The organism is Bacillus sp. L_1B0_5 (genome assembly GCF_000836715.1).
Lineage (GTDB): Bacteria > Bacillota > Bacilli > Bacillales > Bacillaceae_G > Bacillus_A > Bacillus_A thuringiensis_S.
The window spans coordinates 70,743-90,583 of record NZ_JXIS01000025.1 but is presented as its reverse complement, the minus strand read 5'-3'; the positions used below and the strand labels follow the sequence as shown (position 1 = coordinate 90,583).

Here is a 19,841-nt window from a genome sequence, read left to right as displayed (position 1 = left end):
TTAAACTCTCTCCGTAATAAGTGGAGAGAGTTTCCCTTGTTTTCATACGAAAGTAACAGCAATTACATAGAGGTGAAGGAAATGGAATTAGTAGAAATTAGACAGGAATTAGAGAAAATGGCTAAGCGATTAGCGGCTTTTAGGGGGTCTCTTTGACCTCCCTACTAAGGAGAAACAAATTGCAGAATTAGAAGAAAAAATGATGGGCACAGGATTTTGGGATGACCAACAAGGCGCACAAGTTGTAATTAATGAAGCGAATGCGTTAAAAGATATGGTTGGAAGTTTCCGTCAGTTAGATGAGACGTTCGAAAATTTAGAAGTAACGCATGAGCTTTTAAAAGAAGAATATGATGAAGATTTACATGAGGAATTAGAATCAGAAGTAAAAGGCTTAATTCAAGAAATGAATGAGTATGAGCTTCAGTTACTATTAAGTGATCCTTATGATAAAAATAATGCGATTTTAGAATTACATCCAGGTGCAGGTGGAACTGAGTCACAAGACTGGGGTTCTATGTTATTACGTATGTATACACGTTGGGCTGAAAAACGTGGATTTAAAGTAGAAACGGTTGACTATTTACCAGGTGATGAAGCTGGTATTAAGAGTGTAACTTTATTAATTAAAGGTCATAACGCTTACGGTTACTTAAAAGCAGAGAAAGGTGTACATCGTCTTGTACGTATTTCACCATTCGATTCTTCAGGTCGTCGTCATACATCGTTTGTATCTTGTGAAGTTGTACCAGAGTTCAATGATGAAGTTGAAATTGAAGTACGTACAGAAGATTTAAAAATTGATACGTACCGCGCAAGTGGAGCGGGTGGGCAGCACGTAAATACGACAGATTCAGCAGTTCGTATTACACATACACCGACAAATACAGTTGTAACGTGTCAGTCAGAGCGTTCACAAATTAAAAACCGTGAGCATGCGATGAAGATGTTAAAAGCGAAATTATATCAAAAGAAACTAGAAGAGCAACAGGCACAATTAGATGAAATCCGTGGGGAACAAAAAGAAATCGGATGGGGTAGCCAAATCCGTTCTTACGTATTCCACCCGTATTCTCTTGTAAAAGACCACCGTACAAATACGGAGGTTGGTAACGTACAAGCAGTTATGGATGGAGAGATTGATCCATTTATTGATGCTTACTTACGTTCTCGCATCTAATAAGCGAAAAAAAGCCAACAAAATTGTTGGCGCATGCTGAGGATATAGAGGATATAAAGAATTTGATTTTATTTTTATAGATGAAGTAAAGAGGAAGAGAAGTTGGAAACGACAACTTCTCTTTTTGATGGGATTATATGTAGATTACAATGCTGTATATTGTTTTGTAAAAAGTAGAGAATAATAAAATAGAGCGGTAATAGGGTGAAGATTTATATAGAACTTTTCTAATTTTCCTTTTAAAAAGGATTCTTTATAGAAGTTTTTTAAGTTGTTCACAGAATTGAAACAACTTATGAAAGCTTTATTTTATCAAGGTTCTCACTGTATTTTTGAGGAATATGAAATACACCTTAGTTTTTCTATATAAAGATAATGCTTATAATGAAAATGAGTGTGTTAGGAATAAAAAGAATATCAACAATGGGGAGCGATAGAAGTGAAAAAGAAATTGTTGGCTATTGCGCTAGGGACATCGGTTGTTTTTGCTTTAGGAGCATGCGGAAATAAAGAAGAGAGTAAGTCTTCGAAACAGTCTGCAAGCACAGACAGCGCAGAACAAATTTTCCAAAGAAGTTGTGCTGGATGTCACGCGACAGATTTATCAGGGGCAACTGGACCTGATTTAAGAAAAGTAGGCGGTAAGTACGACGCCGCAGATATCGAAGAGATTATTAAAAAAGGCCGCGGTTCAATGTCACCAGGACTTATTCAAGGTGAAGATGCGAAAAAAGTATCTGAATGGTTAGCAGAACATAAATAAAAAAGGTGAAATGGACGAGTTGATAATATAGTCAACTCGTTTTCCTTTTTCTGGGATGTAACATAACTGTAACAAAAATGTATCCAAATTGGAAACCGTTTGATGTTACAATGGGGTTTGTAGAATTTTGCTGAAATATATTACATAGAGTGGTATTGCTTATGAGAAAGCATAAGTAAACTACCTTCAACAAGGATGAATAAGTGAAAATGAAGGATGTCTTTTATTTTCAGATGTACAGAAAAGTATTTCGAAAAAAATCATTAAGTATTGGGTGATAAATAATGATAAAAATGACGAATGTTTATAAGGAGTACCCGAATGGTATGAAAGCCATTGCTGGTCTTACAGTTAACATTAAACAAGGTGAATTCGTATACGTAGTTGGACCGAGTGGAGCCGGAAAATCTACATTTATTAAAATGATGTATCGTGAAGAGAAACCATCTACAGGATCTATTAATGTAAATGGACTTACTATCGAAACATTGGCAGAAAGAGACGTTCCGTATTTTCGTCGTCAATTAGGCGTAATTTTCCAAGATTTTAAATTACTACCTAAATTAACGGTATATGAGAATGTTGCGTTTGCTTTAGAAGTAATTGAAGAAGAACCGGATGCAATTCGTGAGCGTGTAACAGAAGTTCTAGGTCTTGTAGGCCTTGAAGATCGTGCAGACGCACTTCCAAGTGAACTTTCGGGCGGGGAGCAACAACGTGTTGCGATTGCGAGAGCGATTGTAAATCGACCAAAGGTTGTAATCGCCGATGAGCCAACAGGTAACTTAGATATTGAAACAGCTCTTGATATTATGAAGATTTTTACTCGCATTAATGAGCGTGGTACAACAATTGTTATGGCGACGCATAATGCAGATATCGTAAATACAATCCGTCATCGTGTAATCGCGATTGAAGGCGGAAAAATTGTTCGAGACGAGATTGAGGGAGGATACGGATATGAAGGCTAAGACCCTTAGTCGACATTTGCGAGAAGGTGTAAAGAATCTATCACGTAACGGATGGATGACGTTTGCTTCTGTTAGTGCAGTAACAGTTACATTATTACTTGTAGGTGTCTTTTTAACAGCGATTATGAATATGAACCATTTTGCGACAAAAGTAGAGCAAGATGTAGAGATTCGTGTACACATTGATCCAGCTGCGAAAGAAGCTGATCAAAAGAAATTAGAAGAAGATATGAGTAAAATTGCAAAAGTAGATTCTATTAAATATTCTTCTAAAGAAGAAGAGTTAAAACGTTTAATTAAAAGCTTAGGTGATAGCGGAAAAACGTTTGAGTTATTTGAACAAGATAACCCACTTAAAAACGTATTCGTTGTAAAAGCAAAAGAACCAACAGATACAGCGACAATCGCGAAGAAAGTTGAAAAAATGCAGTTTGTCAGTAATGTTCAGTACGGAAAAGGGCAAGTTGAACGATTATTTGATACTGTGAAAACTGGTCGTAACATTGGGATTGCGTTAATTGCTGGTCTTTTATTCACAGCGATGTTCTTAATCTCTAATACAATTAAAATTACAATTTATGCTCGTAGTACAGAAATTGAAATTATGAAACTTGTTGGTGCAACAAACTGGTTTATTCGTTGGCCATTCTTGCTAGAGGGATTATTCTTAGGAGTATTAGGATCAATTATTCCAATTGGCCTAATTCTAGTTACGTATAATTCGTTGCAAGGTGTGTTTAACGAAAAACTTGGCGGAACAATTTTCGAGCTTCTACCATACAGTCCTTTCGTATTCCAATTAGCTGGTTTACTAGTGTTAATCGGTGCTTTAATCGGTATGTGGGGAAGTGTAATGTCAATTCGTCGCTTCTTAAAAGTATAAAAAGTTGCAAACATAATTCGTACAAGCTTATCATATAGTAGAAATAGGTAAAGGCATCACACACTGTGTGATGCCTTTTGCTACACCACCTGTGTGTTTTGGAAAGGGGAATTCCGCATTGAAACGTAGAGTTGCAATTATTGGAATGGTTGTTGCATTTTTAATTGGTGCTGGCGGAATGTTTGCAGGCATGTCTGTATTTGGGGTTAACCCAGCAGAAGTAACGCAAACAATTTCGAGTGGGAATGCTAGCACTGCGCAAGGGAATTTGGCAAAAATTAATGAGGCGTATGCACTAATTGATTCACGTTATGTGGAAGACGTGAAAGATGAAAAGTTAGTTGAAGGTGCAATACAAGGTATGTTGTCTACGCTGAAGGACCCTTATTCCACGTATATGGATAAAGAAACAGCCAAACAGTTTAGTGAATCGCTTGATCCTGAATTAGAGGGGATTGGGGCTGAGGTGAACAAGACGGACGATAAGCTTATTATCGTATCGCCAATTAAAGGTTCACCAGCAGAAAAGATAGGAATTAAACCGAATGACCAAATTTTATCTGTAGATGGAAACAGTGTGAAAGACTTATCACGTGAAGAAGCAGTATTAAAAATTCGTGGTAAAAAGGGAACGACTGTCGCAATTGAAATTAAACGTGCGGGAGTAACTGATCCGATTGTATTTAAAATTAAGCGTGAAAAGATTCCAATCTTTACAGTGTTTAGTTCTGTGAAGCAAGAGAGCGGAAAAGATATCGGTTATATGCAAATCACTTCTTTTGCTGAGAATACAGCGAAAGAATTTAAGGATCAGTTAAAAGAGTTGGAAAAGAAAAATATAAAAGGCTTAGTTATTGACGTGCGTGGTAATCCTGGTGGCTATTTAAATAGTGTAGAAGATATACTAGGGGAAATTATGACGAATAAAAAGCCAATGCTACAAGTAGAACAGCGAAATGGTGAGAAGAAGAAATTCTCTACGGAACTGAAAGAGAGAAAACCATATCCAATTTCAGTATTAATTGATAATGGAAGTGCTTCTGCTTCAGAGATTTTAGCGGGTGCGCTGAAAGAAGGAGAAGGATACGATTTAATTGGTGAAAAAACATTTGGTAAAGGTACTGTCCAGCAAGCTGTTCCATTTAAAGACGGCAGCAACATTAAATTAACGATGTTTAAATGGTTAACGCCGGATGGGAACTGGATTCATAAAAAAGGAATCGCGCCAACAGTAGAAGTGAAGCAACCAAATTATTATCATGCGACACCAATTCAAATTGAAAAAACACTTTCATACAATTCAAATGATGTACAAGTAAAACATGCTCAAGAAATGCTTAAGAGCTTAGGGTATGTACCAGGTCGTGAAGATGGATACTTTAGTAAAGAGACAGAATCGGCGCTGAAAGCATTCCAAAATGCGAATGAGATGGAAGCGACAGGACAGCTTGATAAAAAGACAGCTGAAGCGATTCAAACTAAAATTATCGAAAAAATCCGTTCTGGAGAAAATGATCTACAATTACATTCAGCATTAAAATTAATGGCAAAATAAGAAAAAATACAGGCAGTTTGCTGCCTGTATTTTTTTGTGTTAAACAAACGTTTGTTTAGTTATGATAATATAAAAAGAAAGAATGATATAAATGGTGGTGAATGAGTTCGTGGAGGCGTGGATTTTTGAAATAATGCGGGCAGTTGGACGTTTTTTCTTACACCCTGCTGTCTATATATTTGTAATAAGTAGTATCTTCGTTGGATACTTACGTATGTTAAGAGAACGAAAAGATTTTTCTTTTAAAGTTTATGATATTTGGTTTGAACTGCGAACCTCTCTATTTGCAGGGATTGGATACGGATTAGTAGTATCTATTATTACGATTGGGCTTGGACTTGTTGTTTCTAAAGCAAGCTTATGGGCCATTTTAATTTGGACATTACTATTTGGATTAACGGCTATGTATCGATATTTATCGGCAGCTTATACATTTAGCATTGCGATTGTATGTGTTCTATTATCTTCTAAGCTACCAGTTTCCTTCTTACAGCTTCGAGAAGGTGAAGAGAATACCATCGTATCCCTTGCTATTTTGCTAGGCGTTATGCTTATTGTAGAAGGCTTATTGATTTCTAAAAATGCAGTAGGATACTCTACACCGAAGATTAGGAAGGGCAAGCGTGGGCTAAAGATTGGTTTACACGAATCAAAGCGTTTATGGATCGTTCCTATTTTTATTCTTGTACCGGGTGATGCGGTAACGCAGTTTATTTCATGGTGGCCTGTCGTTTCAATAGGTTCAAATACATATTCTCTATTTCTCGTTCCATTTTTAATTGGATTTATGAGAAAGATTAAAAGTTATGAGCCGACGGAAGCTTTATTATTTACAGGAAGACGTGTTTATGGATTAGCAGGACTTGTGCTCGTTTTAGGAATCGCAAGTTACTGGTGGCACGTACTTGCAATTATCGCGATGGGAGTCGCGATGCTTGGACGTTTCACAATTTCGATGCAAGAGAAAATTGCCGATGAAACAAGACCAGCGTATTTTGCTGCACGCAATGATGGGCTCGTTGTACTAGATACAATTCCAAATACAATTGGAGCAGAGCTAAAATTACTGCCTGGAGAAATTATTACGAAAGTAAATGGAGTCATTCCAAAAAGCGCCGAGGAATTTTATGATGCGCTTCAAACGAAGACGACAGGAGCATTTTGTAAATTAGAAGTATTAGATACAAATGGTGAGCTTCGTCTTGCACAAACTGCATTATATGCTGGTGGACATCACGAATTAGGTATTGTATTCGTTGAGCAGGAGCATGAGTGGGATTCAGAAGCGATGTAATAGAAGGAATGGTATCACCTTGTGGTGGTACCTTTTTTTGTTTTTTGGGGGGAGGGTAGTTAGTAAATGAAATTTATATCGGCGATTATTCGAATATATCGACTTTCCGGCCAAAAACGACAGCTATCGCAAAGTTTATTTTCAGTTTCATAGACGGATAACTTGAATAATTATTTGATAATGGTTATCATTTAGGGAGTCTTTTTAATTTTGGAAAATGGAGGTAAGATATGCTGCGTAAATTTTTCTCGTACTATAAACCGTATAAAGGTTTATTTATACTCGACTTTTCTTGTGCGGTTGTCGCAGGATTATTAGAACTCGGCTTCCCGCTTATCGTAAATCAATTTATTGATAAGTTATTGCCAGGGCAAAACTGGACGCTTATTTTATGGGCTTGTTTCGGTTTACTCGCAGTTTATATGTTAAATGCAGGTTTACAATATGTCGTTACATATTGGGGACATATGCTTGGTGTTAACATTGAAACAGATATGAGGCAGAAATTATTTGATCACATTCAAAAGCTATCATTCAGATTTTTTGACAATAATAAAACAGGTCATCTAATTTCACGCCTTACAAACGATTTAATGGAAATTGGGGAAATTGCTCATCATGGACCAGAAGATTTGTTTATCGCTATTATGACTTTAGTTGGGGCATTCTCATTTATGATGATGATTAACTGGAAGTTAGCGCTATTAACGTTCTTCGTCATTCCATTCTTATTATGGTTAGCACTTTACTTCAATAAAAAAATGACAGGTACGTTCAGACGTTTATTCTCAGACGTTGCTGATTTCAATGCATGTATTGAGAACAACGTTGGTGGTATTCGCGTTGTACAAGCATTCGGAAATGAAAAGTTTGAGAAAGAGCAATTCGCTGTGAACAACGCTCGTTTCCGTACAACGAAATTAATGGCGTATAAAATTATGGCTTTAAATTCATCGATTAGTTATATGCTCATGCGTCTCGTAACGCTCTTCGTATTAATATGCGGTACATGGTTTGTTCTGCAAGGAGAATTAACATACGGTGGATTTATCGGATTCGTTCTATTAACGAATATTTTCTTCCGTCCAATTGAAAAAATTAACGCGGTAATCGAAAGCTATCCGAAAGGAATCGCTGGTTTTAAAAGGTATGTAGAGCTTCTTGAAACAGAGCCTGACATTGTAGACTCTAAAGATGCAATGGAAGTGAAGCATGTACATGGTGATATTCAATATAACAACATTACGTTTGGATATGAAAATAAAGAACCGATTTTAAATGACATTAGTTTGAACATACATGCAGGTGAAACAGTTGCATTCGTTGGACCATCAGGAGCTGGGAAAACGACGTTATGTAGCCTATTACCACGTTTTTATGAGCAATCATCTGGATCGATTCAAATTGATGGAATTGATACGAAAGATATGACATTATCTTCACTTCGTAAGCAAATTGGAATTGTGCAGCAAGATGTGTTCTTATTCTCAGGAACAATTCGTGAAAATATTGCTTACGGGAACTTAAAGGCGTCAGAAGCTGAAATTTGGCAGGCAGTAAAACGTGCGCAGTTAGAAGACTTAATTTACTCACAACCAGACGGTTTAGATACTGTTATCGGTGAGCGTGGTGTAAAACTTTCTGGTGGACAGAAGCAGCGTCTAGCAATTGCTCGTATGTTCTTGAAAAACCCGCCAATTTTAATACTAGATGAAGCTACTTCCGCACTAGATACTGAGACGGAACTTGCAATTCAAAAATCACTTGCTGAATTAGCAGCTGGCCGTACAACGTTAGTTATCGCTCACAGACTTGCAACGATTAAAAATGCAGATCGAATTGTCGTTGTAAATAAAGACGGTATTGCAGAACAAGGTTCACATGATGAATTAATTGAGCAAGGCGGAGGATACAGTAGGTTATACGAAGCTCAGTTTAGTTCGTAAATATAATTTGTACTGAATTAGTGCACCATAAGTAGGTAAAAATCTCATATGGGAGGCTATAGAGTATGATTGTAACAACAACGTCTACAATTCAAGGAAAAGAAATTATTGAGTATATCGATATCGTCAATGGAGAAGCGATTATGGGCGCGAATATCGTTCGTGACCTCTTCGCTTCTGTCCGTGACATTGTCGGCGGTCGTGCGGGTGCTTATGAAAGTAAATTAAAAGAAGCGCGCGACATTGCAATGGAAGAGATGAAAACTTTCGCAAGACAAAAAAATGCGAATGCCATTGTTGGTATTGACGTGGATTACGAAGTAGTTCGCGAAGGGATGCTAATGGTTGCTGTGAGCGGGACTGCTGTTCGTATATAAAGTAAAAAGCCGTGCTGATGCATGGCTTTTTACTTTATATGTCGAAGATTCAATATTTCTTGGGAAATGTGGAATGCCCCGTCGATATATAGGGAAGACATTAGAGTGCTTCTTTACATTTTTGAATTTGAGTTAATAATTTTGCGTATTCTTGTTCGAGAGATGTGATGTCATCGTGATGATTTGGAATGGAAATCCGGCTGATGACTTCTGTTAATTTTGTTTGTAATCGTAACAATTCTTGCTCAGTAACGTTTACAGAATCTCCGGTGGTTCTTTTTGTGTATTGCTCGTAATTACCGTGGAAGATTCTTGGTTCACTCTCATCTACTTGGAGAATATGGTCTGCAACAGAGCGAATAAAGGCACGGTCATGGCTAATGAAAAGTATAGTGCCAGGATATTCTTGTAACATGCTTTCTAATTCTTCTTGCGTCGCTAAGTCTAAATAGTTTGTCGGTTCATCGAGCAGAAGCATATTATAGTTTCCTAAAAATACTTTTGCGAGTGCAACCTTCATTCGCTCACCCCCGCTTAGAACGTGCACAGGTTTATGAACATCTTCACGGCGGAATAGAAGCCGTGCAAGTATTGTGCGAACGAACGATTCTGTATAGTTTGTTTCTTCTAGAACATTTTCTAAAATGGTTTTATCTGTTTTTAAAATGGATAGTGTTTGTTCGAAGTATCCAATTTTACAACTTTTCGAAAGCTGAATGCCACGCTCGTTTGTGAGAAGCATGTTGAACAGAGTCGTTTTTCCACTTCCGTTTGCCCCTAAAATAGCAAGTTTTGCACCAGGAGCAATAGTTCCATTCATATTTTTAAATAGTGTGCGGTCACCTATTTTCTTTGTTGCTTTATTGAACTGTACTACTAATTTACTATGAATGGGTGCATGGTATTGTACGTCAAACTGAGCTTGAGAAAGATCCTTTGGCTTCTCCTTCTTTTCTAGTTTTTCGAGACGTGTCTCTAATGCTTTCGCTGCTTTACTAACCTGTTCTTGGCCATGAGCCCCACTTAATTTATAAAGTTTAGATTCAGATGAACTGAACCGTGTTGGGATTTTTGTCATGCTAGAAGCACGTTGCTTTTTTTGTAAAATGGACTGCTCTAAACGATTTTTTTCTTGTACGTATTGCTCATATTCTGCTTGTTTTTGTATTCGCTCACGTTCTTTTTGCTTGCGATAGTTTGAATAATTACCTTTATACTCTTGAATAGTACCGTCTTCGATTTCGATGATTTTTGTACATATCGCATCTAAAAAGTCACGATCATGTGATATTAAAACAAGTGCCCCTTTATAAGATAAAAGGGCCTTTTCTAATTGCTCTGTACCGACCATATCTAAGTGGCTTGTTGGTTCATCAGCGAATAAAATGCCTGCATTCTGTTCAAGAGCGTGGGCAATTTTTAGGCGCATTCGTTCACCGCCGCTCATTGAATCTGTAACGTTTGAAATGCTCCATTTTCCTTTTGCGAGAGAAGAAGCGGTTTCTGGTAGTTCTTCGCTAAGCTGAGGAATGATGCTGATAGAACTATGATGAGTTACTGTGCCTTCGTCAGCTTCTATTTCCTTACTTAATATTTGTAGTAACGTAGATTTTCCAGCTCCGTTGACTCCGACAATTCCTATACGATCCTGCACTTGAATTTCCAGTGATGGCAACGTAAATAGGGTACGATCACCAAAGCTCTTTTCAATATTACGTGCGAATAAAATAGTCATAAAAAAACCTCCCTAGTTTCACTAGAGAGGATAAATGTCGCCCTTGTATGTAAAAATCGTACATAAATAAACGATTTTTTACATAATCGCTTCGAAAGAAAGTATCGACAAATGGACAGACTAATCCTCTGCTAGTTTTCATCATTTTTGTTCACTATTTGTGATGGATGAAATAAATAAGAGAATTAGAACTTCATTGGTCAAAGTACCTTCCTTTCATAATATTACTTTTATTGTATGCGCATATAAAACGGTTTGTCAAACTAATTTCTATTTATTATTTTTGAGTTTATTATTATACAATTGTGCTTTTGTCAGTGCCTCAGCATCATTTTGGATTTCATCTAATCCATTCGCATCCCCAATAACATAACCTTCAAATGATGAACCAACAAAATCAAAGATATATTGGAATTGAGCGATAAGCGGTAATGCTTTTAGCTTTGGATTGTCCCCGCCAACGATGACAACATACATTTTTTTGCCTTTCATTTTTTCTTTGAAATGAAGAGATGTATCGCGCAAGCTTTGTGACCAGCGATCAATGAAGTTTTTCATATGACCGCTCATTCCATACCAGTATAGCGGTGTAGCAAAGATAATTGTGTCGTGCTCTAACATGCGTTTGATTAACTGCTCGTAGTCATCATTTACAGGTTGGAATCCTTCTGCATCATGACGCTTATCTGTAATAGGATAGACTGTGTGATCACGTAAATAAATTTGTTCTGTTTCAATTCCATCGATCATCATATGTGTTAAAGCTTCCGTATTTCCGTTTTGTCTTGAACTGCCATGTATAACAAACATGTAATCATCCCTTTTCTTTTGTTTGTTTTAGGAGTGAAACGTGTTTTTGCAAATTCGTTTGGATGTTGGAAAGTAATGTGATTTGCTTTGTTACTTCATTGAGTTTATCTTCGTAAAGCGTAAGGATACTGCTGCACGGATTGTCGTACAGGTGCGGTTCAATTTCAAGGCAGCGCAGCATCCTTGCCGTCTCTTCTAAATTTAAGCCAATTTGTAAGTACATTTGAATAAGCTCCACTTTTTCGATGGCACTTTCATCAAAATCACGGTAGCCATTTGCAAGGCGCTTAGAAGGGAGTAATCCCTTTTCTTCGTAATGTCTTAGTGATCTTTCACTAACGCCAGTTTCTTTTGATAATTCTCCAATTCGCAATGTGTTTCACTCCTTTTACATGTATTGTAAACCTTCACACTAATGTGAAGGTCAATGCTGTTTTTTCGCAAAAGAATTTACATGATTTAAGAACACTTGAATGGCTTTAGATGGAATGAAATATTTGCCGCGCACGATGGAGAACGGACGGATTAGTTGTTCATTTGGAACTTCGACGTGGAATAGTTCTTTTGCTAGTAGCTCTTTCCGTACAGTCCAATCAGAAAGTATAGCGATGCCAAGACCGGCACTAACAGCTTCCTTTACGCTTTGGATACTACTGAATGTAAAGAATCGTTTCATTTTTAAATGGTGTTGATGAATAAAGCGGTCACTATAAGCGCGTGTACCAGAACCACTTTCTCTTAATACCCATACTTGATCTTGGAGTGTGCTTTCATTTATTTCATTTGTGCGGAGCAATGGATGATTTGGCGGAACGACAAGCTTCATTTCATCTTGCATAAACGTTTCAACGTCAACATCAGCGTATATGACTTGCCCTTCTACTAGGCCGATATCAATTTGATTAGAGCGAAGGCTTTGCAAAACGTCTTCTGTATTTGAGATGAAAGTATGAACTTCGACGTGTGGATTTTCATTCGCATAGTTAGCCAGTATTTTTGGAAGTAAGTATTCGCCAATTGTAAAACTAGCACCAATGCGAAGTGTTCCTGTTACAACGTTATGTAGTTCATTAATCTCTTGCTTAGCATCTTCGTAAAGAGAGAGCATTTGCTTTGCATGTATATATAATATGTTTCCAGCTTCCGTAACTTGGACGTGCTTCGGAGAGCGTTGAATAAGTGTAGTGCCAAATTCGTTTTCTAAGTTGCGTATATGCATACTTACTCCGGGCTGTGAAAGGTTTAATAATTCTGCTGCACGTGAGAAGTGTTTCTGTTCAACGACAGTAACAAAAATTTTTAAAATATCTACGTTCATATAATGGGCTCCTTTCTTTTTCTATCATCTTATCATAAGTATTTCTGATGATAGAGATTTGGTATTGGTATTAAACTTATTATAGAAACTCTCTTATAATGTAAGTAGAAAGAACATGCATGTTCCAATACGATTATTGGGGTGGTACAAGGTGGAACAAACACTTGTTATACAAAAGAAGAAGGGCTTTGGATTTTCGCAAGGAATTGGGATTACATTATTAATCGCAATTGCCGCGAAATATTTAGCAGAGCTTCCATTTTTAAATATTATGGGACAATTAGTAATTGCTATTCTAATTGGGATGGTTTGGCGCGCTGCAATTGGAGTTCCTCATGATGCGATTGCAGGAACGAACTTTGCGAGTAAGAAGTTACTGCGCTTTGGGATCATCTTACTTGGAATGCGATTAAATCTTGTTGATATTGCGAAGGCGGGACCGAAAGTATTGGTCATCGCGGCGGTTGTTATTACATTTACTATTTTTGTTGTATACGGACTAACGAAAGTATTTAAAGTAGAAAAGAAACTTGGGATTTTAACAGCATGCGGTACGGCAATTTGCGGCGCGGCCGCGGTCGTGGCAATTGCACCGCAAGTGAAAGCAAAAGATGACGAAACAGCAGTTGGAGCGGCGATCATTGCAATTTTAGGTACAATATTTACGCTTATTTATACGTTATTATATCCAGTGCTTGGTTTATCTCCATACGGATATGGAGTGTTCTCAGGGGCGACACTGCATGAAATTGCTCACGTAATTGCGGCTGCGGCGCCAGGAGGAAGCACGGCTGTAGATATCGCAGTTATCGTGAAATTAACGCGCGTTGCAATGCTTGTACCAGTAGCGATTTTAATCGGATTATGGTTTGGTAAGAGCGAGGGAAGCAAAGAAAAAAAATCGTGGCGTGACCTTCCAATTCCTTGGTTCATCTTCGGATTTTTAGCGATGAGTGCAGTGCATTCGCTTGGGATTATTCCAGAAGTTGTTGCGGGATACATTGTTGTCATTGCTTATATGCTAATCGCAATGGCGATGGCGGGGCTCGGTTTAAATGTAGAGTTTAAAACGTTCCGTAAATTAGGAAGTAAAGCATTCGTGGCGGGGCTGATTGGCTCGGTTTGCTTATCGGTTCTTGGATACGTTCTTGTATGGGGATTAGGATTTATGTAAGTAGGACGAAGAAGCTGTTCCAAAAGATATTTTGGGGCAGCTTCTTTCTTATGCTTATGGTGCTACTGATGTCGATATATTTGGGAAATCGCCGATATAAATGGAGTTGCGCTGATATATTTAAAAAATCGCTGATATAAATTGAATTACTCTTGTACTTTGTTAGAGAAGATATGCAGTGAAATGTTTTTCTAAAATTTGTAAAGATATCTTTGCTTATAACTGGAAAATATTTATAATTTAAGTAAAGATATCTTTACTTTTGAAGGTGGATCCTATGGGTGTGAAAAATAAAATCAAAGAATTAAGAAAGCAAAATCATATAACACAAGTTGAAATGGCAAAGGCGATGCAGGTGACGCGGCAGACAATCGTGGCGATTGAAAACCATCATTATAACCCGAGTCTAGAGCTATCCTTAAAAATCGCCAAATATTTTGGAGTGAAGGTGGAGGAAATATTTACGCTAGAGTAAGGGGAGGAAAAATGAACGATACTAAAAAGTTATTAATCGGTGCGACTTTTGGATTGTTTTTAGGAGACATTATAGTTCATATTATGAATCCGACTATATCAATTTTACCGCTCGTAGTGAGTAACGTTTTAGCAATTGTATTTTTGATAGTGTATGTGTATTACAAAAAGCGTAAGTACAAAAAAGAAGAACTTCCCGATATAGATGAGCGAGTAAATGAAAATATAAAAAAACATGTAAATGTCTCATTTGTATTCGCATTTCTGTTGCTTATTGTTTATATTGTTGCGAGTAAAGCAATAGGCAGGGCTGTTATACCTGTGCAAGAGATATTTATAATATGTAGTTCCTTATTTGCAGGTAGTCTCATTATAGGAGTTATGGTAGGAAAACGAGCATAGCGATAGGGGGAATAAAAAATGCAGGATGAGTTTGAGAGATTTCAGTCAGATAAAGCGTTTAAATATGTAGGGTTATTTTTTACGATTAGTTTAGCGATATGGAGTTTATATAATTTAATTGTTGATGGAAATGCTGGTATGCCGTTTGTTTTATTTGTACTAGGGCAGTGGGTATATTTTCTTGTGAACTATTGGCCGAAGTGGAAATATAGAAATCGAAAAGAGGCTGATCATGTATGAGTAAGAGAGAGGTCATGAGATTCGTAGGGAGTTTGCTTGTAGCAGGAATTCTTTTAAATACGAGTTTAATGATTTTAAGTATTTCGTGGGGAACTATTTTTATATCGAATGTAGCGCTAGTCATTTTATATGGAATTTCGGAATATAAAGAGCAGAAGCGTTTGAAAGAAGAGGGAGTACCATCGATTGATGAGCGAGTTGTGAACAAGATGAAGTCATATTTTATGATTTGTATTACAAGCTTCGTTTTCTTGTTTATTATGTATCTTTGTGTAAATAAGTATTTAGATAGGCAAGCAGTACATGTAACTGAGCTATTATATATTGCTATTTTTGGTTTATTAATAAGTATCGCATCAACGAGCGTATTAGCAACAAGGGATAATAGATAGAAAAAGGGGAACTGGGATGGGATTACCGGTGTTATGTGTCGCTACAGCTATATTTGCGCTTCTTTGGGGAATGCAAAATTTTTCTCGTAATCCAGTGCCGAGTATTTGTATTATGATTGGTACTGTAGGTTTATCGTATTATTTATTAGTATTAGCCCATTATCATAAAACGGCAACGAGTGTTGTTGTTGGAGCACTTATTTTATTTTGTGGGCGCGCCATACAAAAGGGGTTATTTCCATAAAAGCTGTTTATACACTTTGTATAAACAGCTTTTTGTATTTTTTTTACAAAATGCTTGAAAGTGACGTAACGTCATCTTTTATAATGAGGGGGAAGAGGTGATGGTAGTGATTTCAATACAAGAATTGACGAGGGAAACAGGGGTTACAGTACGTACACTACGTTATTATGATCAAATAGATTTATTAAAGCCGAGCGGAAAAACAGAGGGTGGGCATCGGTTATATAGTGAAGCTGACGTTATTCGTTTGCAACAAATTTTATTTTTAAAAGAAATGGGATTTTCATTAAAAGAAGTTGCGAATATGTTAGTAAAAGGTGAGTTGGATTTGAAAAAATCACTTGAAAACCAACTTCGATTTGTACAAGAAGAGCAAAAGAAGTTCAATCGAATGGAGCGTGTTTTACAAGCGGTTGTTTATTCGGTAGATGTAGAGGGAGAACTTGATTGGAAAGTTATGTTTGAACTTATTCAGCTTTCAAAACAGTCTCCTCGTATACGTGAAATATTTCAAAATGAAGTATTTTCAAAGGAAGAACAAAAGTTGCTTCATAATTTGCCGAATATGAGTGAGGAAGATCCGAATGTTTTAGAATGGGTAGATTTATTAAAGCAATTACGTATTTTTATGAAAGAGGATAAAGAAGCCGCTAGTGATGAGGTACAAAGGGCAATGAAGAGATTAATGCAGAAGTGTTTAGAAATGGCTAATGGTGACGAAGCGTTTTTAGATAAGTTATGGGAAGTTAGAAAATCAAAGGAAGATTCACAGAAAATGAGCATGTATCCAATTGAAGAAGAGTTTTTATTATATATGGATGAAGCTTTTCGTATTTATGATGAAAGGGAGAAGGATAAATGAGCATACTCGCAGAATATCGTTGGTATTTTTTAATTGGGGCAGAGATTATATTTTGGTTATCGGCTATCGGTTTCTTTTTACTCCGTTACGGATTTCGTTTGAAGAAGGCGAGCTTTATTATGGGGATTGTACTCCTCGTAAATGAAGTGTTTATTTTAACATTAGGGGCAGTGGACTATTATCAAACAGGAAAGTTCTCTAATTTTCAAATTATTACTGTAATTATTTTATTGTATGCAGTTTTCTATGGGAAAAAGGATTTGAAGAAGCTTGATATATTTGCGCAAAAGCTAGTTGCGAAATGGCGTAATGAACCAGCGCCTATTATTGAAGAACAGATAGAATTAACAGGTATGGCCTATGCAAAGCAGGAAATAAAAAATTGGGTATTACATCTTGTTTTATTCGTTGGTGTGCACATATTCTTTTTCTTCGCGTATGGATTTATTCCATTTGAACAATGGGGTAATTGGTTAGAATCGGGAATCGTTTTAAATAAAGCTGCAAGTCGCGTGAGCCAAGTGTGGGCAATTATATTTTTAGTTGATACAGCGATTTCATTTTCATATGTGGTTTTTCCGAAGAAGGAGAAAGGAAAAGAAAAGCTACTTTCATAGTTGAAAGTAGCTTTTGGGTATACAAATAATTTTTATAGGAGAGGATGACAATAGAAAAAAGAACCAGCTTTATATGTCTATTTCTCTTTAGTTTAGTAGCATGCTCACCATCTAACACTACAATTGATAAGAAGAACGATGTCATTGTAAAGGGAACCAGGATTTCCAATCTAGATAAATTTGAAAAGTTCGTTTTGAATGTCGAGCAAAGGGAAGTTGATAAAATAAGAATTGTGCAGTATACCCTTGAAGGGGACCCGATTTTTCAAATGTTAGAGTATAGTGGGAACGATATATTTTATGTGTCAGATAATAGAAAAGACAAATTTGCCGGGAAGGATAAAGGGTTACATAAAGATAGTTGTAAAAGTATTGTTAAAGACCAGCGCGAATCAGGAATCACTTATAGGCTAATAGATTGTACGAATGAAGCTGGGCGCAATGGATATGACTTAGTATATGTACCTAAAAAATAGAGTTAGTAGAGGAAGGAAGTATTTACTCCTTCCTTTTTCTATGTGTATATTGTCGAAAACTTTACCGAATATCTGTTCGTTTTTTTAGGTTTTTTATAGGCATTCGTGGTAAAATAATAATACAGATTTTTATGAGGAGGTCGGATTTTACTTGGAACATCAATTTGAAATTATATCAGCGTATTCCCCGCAAGGTGATCAGCCGGTAGCTATAGAGAAGCTTGTAGAGGGAATTAATAGTGGAAAGAAAAAGCAAGTGTTGCTTGGAGCGACAGGAACGGGTAAGACATTTACGATTTCAAATGTCATTAAAGAAGTGCAAAAGCCAACACTTGTTATGGCTCACAATAAAACGTTAGCAGGACAGTTATATAGTGAGTTGAAAGACTTTTTCCCGAATAATGCAGTTGAGTATTTTGTTAGTTATTACGATTATTATCAGCCGGAAGCGTATGTACCACAAACAGATACGTTTATTGAAAAGGACGCGCAGATTAATGATGAAATTGATAAATTGCGTCACTCGGCAACGTCTGCATTATTTGAACGGGACGATGTAATTATCGTTGCGAGTGTATCGTGTATATATGGTTTAGGTTCTCCTGAAGAATATCGCGAGTTAGTTGTATCACTTCGAGTTGGTATGGAGAAGGACCGCAATCAATTGCTTCGTGAACTTGTTGATGTACAGTATGGACGTAATGATATTGATTTCAAGCGTGGTACATTCCGTGTGCGCGGAGATGTAGTTGAAATCTTCCCAGCATCACTTGATGAGCATTGTATTCGAATTGAATTTTTCGGCGATGAAATTGATCGTATTCGTGAAGTAAATGCGTTAACAGGTGAAGTATTAGCAGAACGTGATCATGTAGCAATCTTCCCAGCATCTCACTTCGTTACGCGTGAAGAGAAAATGAAGGTCGCTATTGAAAATATTGAAAAAGAATTAGAAGAGCGTTTAAAGGAATTAAATGATAACGGTAAGTTGTTAGAAGCGCAGCGTATAGAGCAGCGTACACGTTATGATTTAGAAATGATGCGCGAGATGGGCTTTTGTTCAGGGATTGAAAACTATTCCCGTCATTTAACACTTCGTCCAGCGGGTGCAACACCGTATACGTTATTGGACTATTTCCCGGAAGATTTCTTAATTGTTATGGATGAGTCGCACGTATCAGTGCCACAAGTAAGAGCGATGTATAACGGGGACCAAGCACGTAAGCAAGTGCTTGTGGATCATGGATTCCGTCTGCCGTCAGCTTTAGATAATAGACCGCTCATGTTTGATGAGTTTGAGGAGAAAACGAATCAAGTTATTTACGTTTCGGCGACGCCAGGACCGTACGAGTTAGAGCAGTCACCAGAAGTAATAGAACAAATTATTCGTCCAACAGGGCTTTTAGATCCACCAATCGATATACGACCTATTGAAGGGCAAATTGACGATTTATTAGGAGAGATTCAAGATCGTATTGCAAAAAATGAACGTGTATTAATTACGACTTTAACGAAGAAAATGTCAGAGGATTTAACGGACTACTTAAAAGATGTAGGAATTAAAGTTAACTATCTTCACTCTGAAATTAAAACGTTAGAACGTATTGAAATTATCCGCGATCTTCGCCTTGGTAAGTTTGATGTACTGGTCGGTATTAACTTATTACGAGAAGGATTAGATATTCCAGAAGTATCACTTGTAGCGATTTTAGATGCTGATAAGGAAGGGTTCTTACGTTCAGAGCGCTCATTAATTCAAACAATTGGTCGTGCCGCGCGTAATGAAAACGGCCGAGTTATTATGTACGCAGATCGTATAACAAGATCAATGGGAATTGCAATTGAAGAAACGCAGCGTCGTCGTACTATACAAGAAGCCTACAATAAAGAGCATGGTATTACGCCGAAAACGATTCAAAAAGGCGTACGTGATGTAATCCGTGCAACGACAACTGCTGAAGAGACAGAAACATACGAAGCAACTCCTGCTAAGAAAATGACGAAAAAAGAGCGTGAAAAGACAATTGCGAAGATGGAAGCAGAGATGAAAGAAGCAGCAAAAGCGTTAGACTTCGAGCGTGCAGCTGAACTAAGAGATTTACTATTAGAATTAAAAGCGGAAGGGTGA

At 37.1% G+C, this 19,841-nt stretch carries 22 protein-coding genes; 18 read left to right on the top strand and 4 right to left on the bottom strand.

Annotated elements, in window-relative coordinates; genetic code table 11:
* The first annotated feature begins 81 nt into the window (after positions 1 to 81).
* The 8 genes from prfB to RT27_RS08410 all read left to right on the top strand — a co-directional run bounded on the left by prfB (position 82) and on the right by RT27_RS08410 (position 8,969).
* Positions 82 to 1,180 (top strand): peptide chain release factor 2 gene (prfB, locus tag RT27_RS08445; protein ID WP_098138763.1). Its coding sequence is split into 2 segments (ribosomal slippage): positions 82 to 153 and positions 155 to 1,180, totalling 1,098 coding nucleotides; the frame shifts between segments, so codons are not numbered across the junction.
* A 439-nt stretch (positions 1,181 to 1,619) separates the two neighbouring features.
* Positions 1,620 to 1,943 carry a cytochrome c551 gene (gene cccB / locus RT27_RS08440; protein ID WP_000727971.1) on the top strand — a complete coding sequence of 108 codons (324 nt, stop codon included), beginning with the start codon at positions 1,620 to 1,622 and terminating at the stop codon, positions 1,941 to 1,943.
* Between the two features lie 284 nt (positions 1,944 to 2,227).
* Positions 2,228 to 2,914: a cell division ATP-binding protein FtsE gene (ftsE, locus tag RT27_RS08435; RefSeq protein WP_080117069.1), complete on the top strand. Its 687-nt coding sequence runs from the start codon at positions 2,228 to 2,230 to the stop codon at positions 2,912 to 2,914.
* Positions 2,904 to 3,797 carry a permease-like cell division protein FtsX gene (gene ftsX / locus RT27_RS08430; RefSeq protein ID WP_000645028.1) on the top strand — a complete coding sequence of 298 codons (894 nt, stop codon included), beginning with the start codon at positions 2,904 to 2,906 and terminating at the stop codon, positions 3,795 to 3,797. Before ftsE ends, ftsX begins: the two co-directional genes overlap by 11 nt.
* A 70-nt stretch (positions 3,798 to 3,867) precedes the next feature.
* On the top strand, positions 3,868 to 5,352 hold the full coding sequence (locus RT27_RS08425; protein WP_043935815.1) for a S41 family peptidase: 1,485 nt from the start codon (positions 3,868 to 3,870) through the stop codon (positions 5,350 to 5,352).
* A 91-nt stretch (positions 5,353 to 5,443) separates the two neighbouring features.
* On the top strand, positions 5,444 to 6,646 hold the full coding sequence (locus RT27_RS08420) for a PDZ domain-containing protein (RefSeq protein WP_016085217.1): 1,203 nt from the start codon (positions 5,444 to 5,446) through the stop codon (positions 6,644 to 6,646).
* Positions 6,647 to 6,876: 230 nt separating this feature from the next.
* Positions 6,877 to 8,592, top strand: a complete 1,716-nt coding sequence (locus RT27_RS08415; RefSeq protein ID WP_029443601.1) for an ABC transporter ATP-binding protein — start codon at positions 6,877 to 6,879, stop codon at positions 8,590 to 8,592.
* 65 nt (positions 8,593 to 8,657) lie between these two features.
* Positions 8,658 to 8,969, top strand: coding sequence for a heavy metal-binding domain-containing protein (locus tag RT27_RS08410; RefSeq protein WP_029443600.1), 312 nt, complete (start codon positions 8,658 to 8,660; stop codon positions 8,967 to 8,969).
* Between the two features lie 100 nt (positions 8,970 to 9,069).
* Here RT27_RS08410 and abc-f read toward each other — a convergent pair whose 3' ends face one another.
* From abc-f to RT27_RS08390, 4 genes are all read right to left on the bottom strand, one after another.
* Positions 9,070 to 10,704, bottom strand: a complete 1,635-nt coding sequence (gene abc-f / locus RT27_RS08405; protein WP_043935813.1) for a ribosomal protection-like ABC-F family protein — start codon at positions 10,702 to 10,704, stop codon at positions 9,070 to 9,072.
* Positions 10,705 to 10,974: 270 nt separating this feature from the next.
* The gene (locus RT27_RS08400; protein WP_043935812.1) at positions 10,975 to 11,514 is read right to left on the bottom strand and encodes a flavodoxin family protein; all 540 of its coding nucleotides are present in this window, start codon (positions 11,512 to 11,514) and stop codon (positions 10,975 to 10,977) included.
* 4 nt (positions 11,515 to 11,518) lie between these two features.
* Positions 11,519 to 11,887, bottom strand: a complete 369-nt coding sequence (locus tag RT27_RS08395) for a MerR family transcriptional regulator (protein WP_043935811.1) — start codon at positions 11,885 to 11,887, stop codon at positions 11,519 to 11,521.
* Positions 11,888 to 11,938: 51 nt separating this feature from the next.
* A complete protein-coding gene (locus RT27_RS08390) occupies positions 11,939 to 12,832 on the bottom strand; it encodes a LysR family transcriptional regulator (RefSeq protein WP_029443596.1) in 894 nt (297 codons plus the stop codon).
* A gap of 151 nt (positions 12,833 to 12,983) precedes the next feature.
* On the opposite strand from RT27_RS08390, the gene RT27_RS08385 reads away from it, so the two are divergent.
* From RT27_RS08385 to uvrB, 10 genes are all read left to right on the top strand, one after another.
* Positions 12,984 to 14,006 carry a YeiH family protein gene (locus tag RT27_RS08385; protein ID WP_043935810.1) on the top strand — a complete coding sequence of 341 codons (1,023 nt, stop codon included), beginning with the start codon at positions 12,984 to 12,986 and terminating at the stop codon, positions 14,004 to 14,006.
* Positions 14,007 to 14,283: 277 nt separating this feature from the next.
* On the top strand, positions 14,284 to 14,481 hold the full coding sequence (locus RT27_RS08380) for a helix-turn-helix transcriptional regulator (protein WP_000538364.1): 198 nt from the start codon (positions 14,284 to 14,286) through the stop codon (positions 14,479 to 14,481).
* 11 nt (positions 14,482 to 14,492) lie between these two features.
* Positions 14,493 to 14,882, top strand: coding sequence for a hypothetical protein (locus RT27_RS08375; RefSeq protein WP_043935809.1), 390 nt, complete (start codon positions 14,493 to 14,495; stop codon positions 14,880 to 14,882).
* Between the two features lie 18 nt (positions 14,883 to 14,900).
* The gene (locus RT27_RS08370; protein ID WP_001150199.1) at positions 14,901 to 15,122 is read left to right on the top strand and encodes a hypothetical protein; all 222 of its coding nucleotides are present in this window, start codon (positions 14,901 to 14,903) and stop codon (positions 15,120 to 15,122) included.
* A complete protein-coding gene (locus RT27_RS08365) occupies positions 15,119 to 15,514 on the top strand; it encodes a hypothetical protein (protein ID WP_043935808.1) in 396 nt (131 codons plus the stop codon). The genes RT27_RS08370 and RT27_RS08365 overlap by 4 nt, the downstream gene beginning before the upstream one ends.
* A gap of 16 nt (positions 15,515 to 15,530) precedes the next feature.
* Positions 15,531 to 15,758: a hypothetical protein gene (locus RT27_RS08360; RefSeq protein ID WP_043935807.1), complete on the top strand. Its 228-nt coding sequence runs from the start codon at positions 15,531 to 15,533 to the stop codon at positions 15,756 to 15,758.
* Between the two features lie 100 nt (positions 15,759 to 15,858).
* Entirely contained in the window at positions 15,859 to 16,620 is a 762-nt protein-coding gene (locus RT27_RS08355; RefSeq protein WP_016079744.1) for a MerR family transcriptional regulator, read from the top strand.
* Complete coding sequence (locus RT27_RS08350) at positions 16,617 to 17,237, top strand: hypothetical protein (protein ID WP_043935806.1); 621 nt, start codon at positions 16,617 to 16,619, stop codon at positions 17,235 to 17,237. The genes RT27_RS08355 and RT27_RS08350 overlap by 4 nt, the downstream gene beginning before the upstream one ends.
* A 44-nt stretch (positions 17,238 to 17,281) precedes the next feature.
* Positions 17,282 to 17,713: a DUF4362 domain-containing protein gene (locus RT27_RS08345; RefSeq protein ID WP_043935805.1), complete on the top strand. Its 432-nt coding sequence runs from the start codon at positions 17,282 to 17,284 to the stop codon at positions 17,711 to 17,713.
* A gap of 151 nt (positions 17,714 to 17,864) precedes the next feature.
* The gene (gene uvrB, locus RT27_RS08340; RefSeq protein WP_000400989.1) at positions 17,865 to 19,841 is read left to right on the top strand and encodes an excinuclease ABC subunit B; all 1,977 of its coding nucleotides are present in this window, start codon (positions 17,865 to 17,867) and stop codon (positions 19,839 to 19,841) included.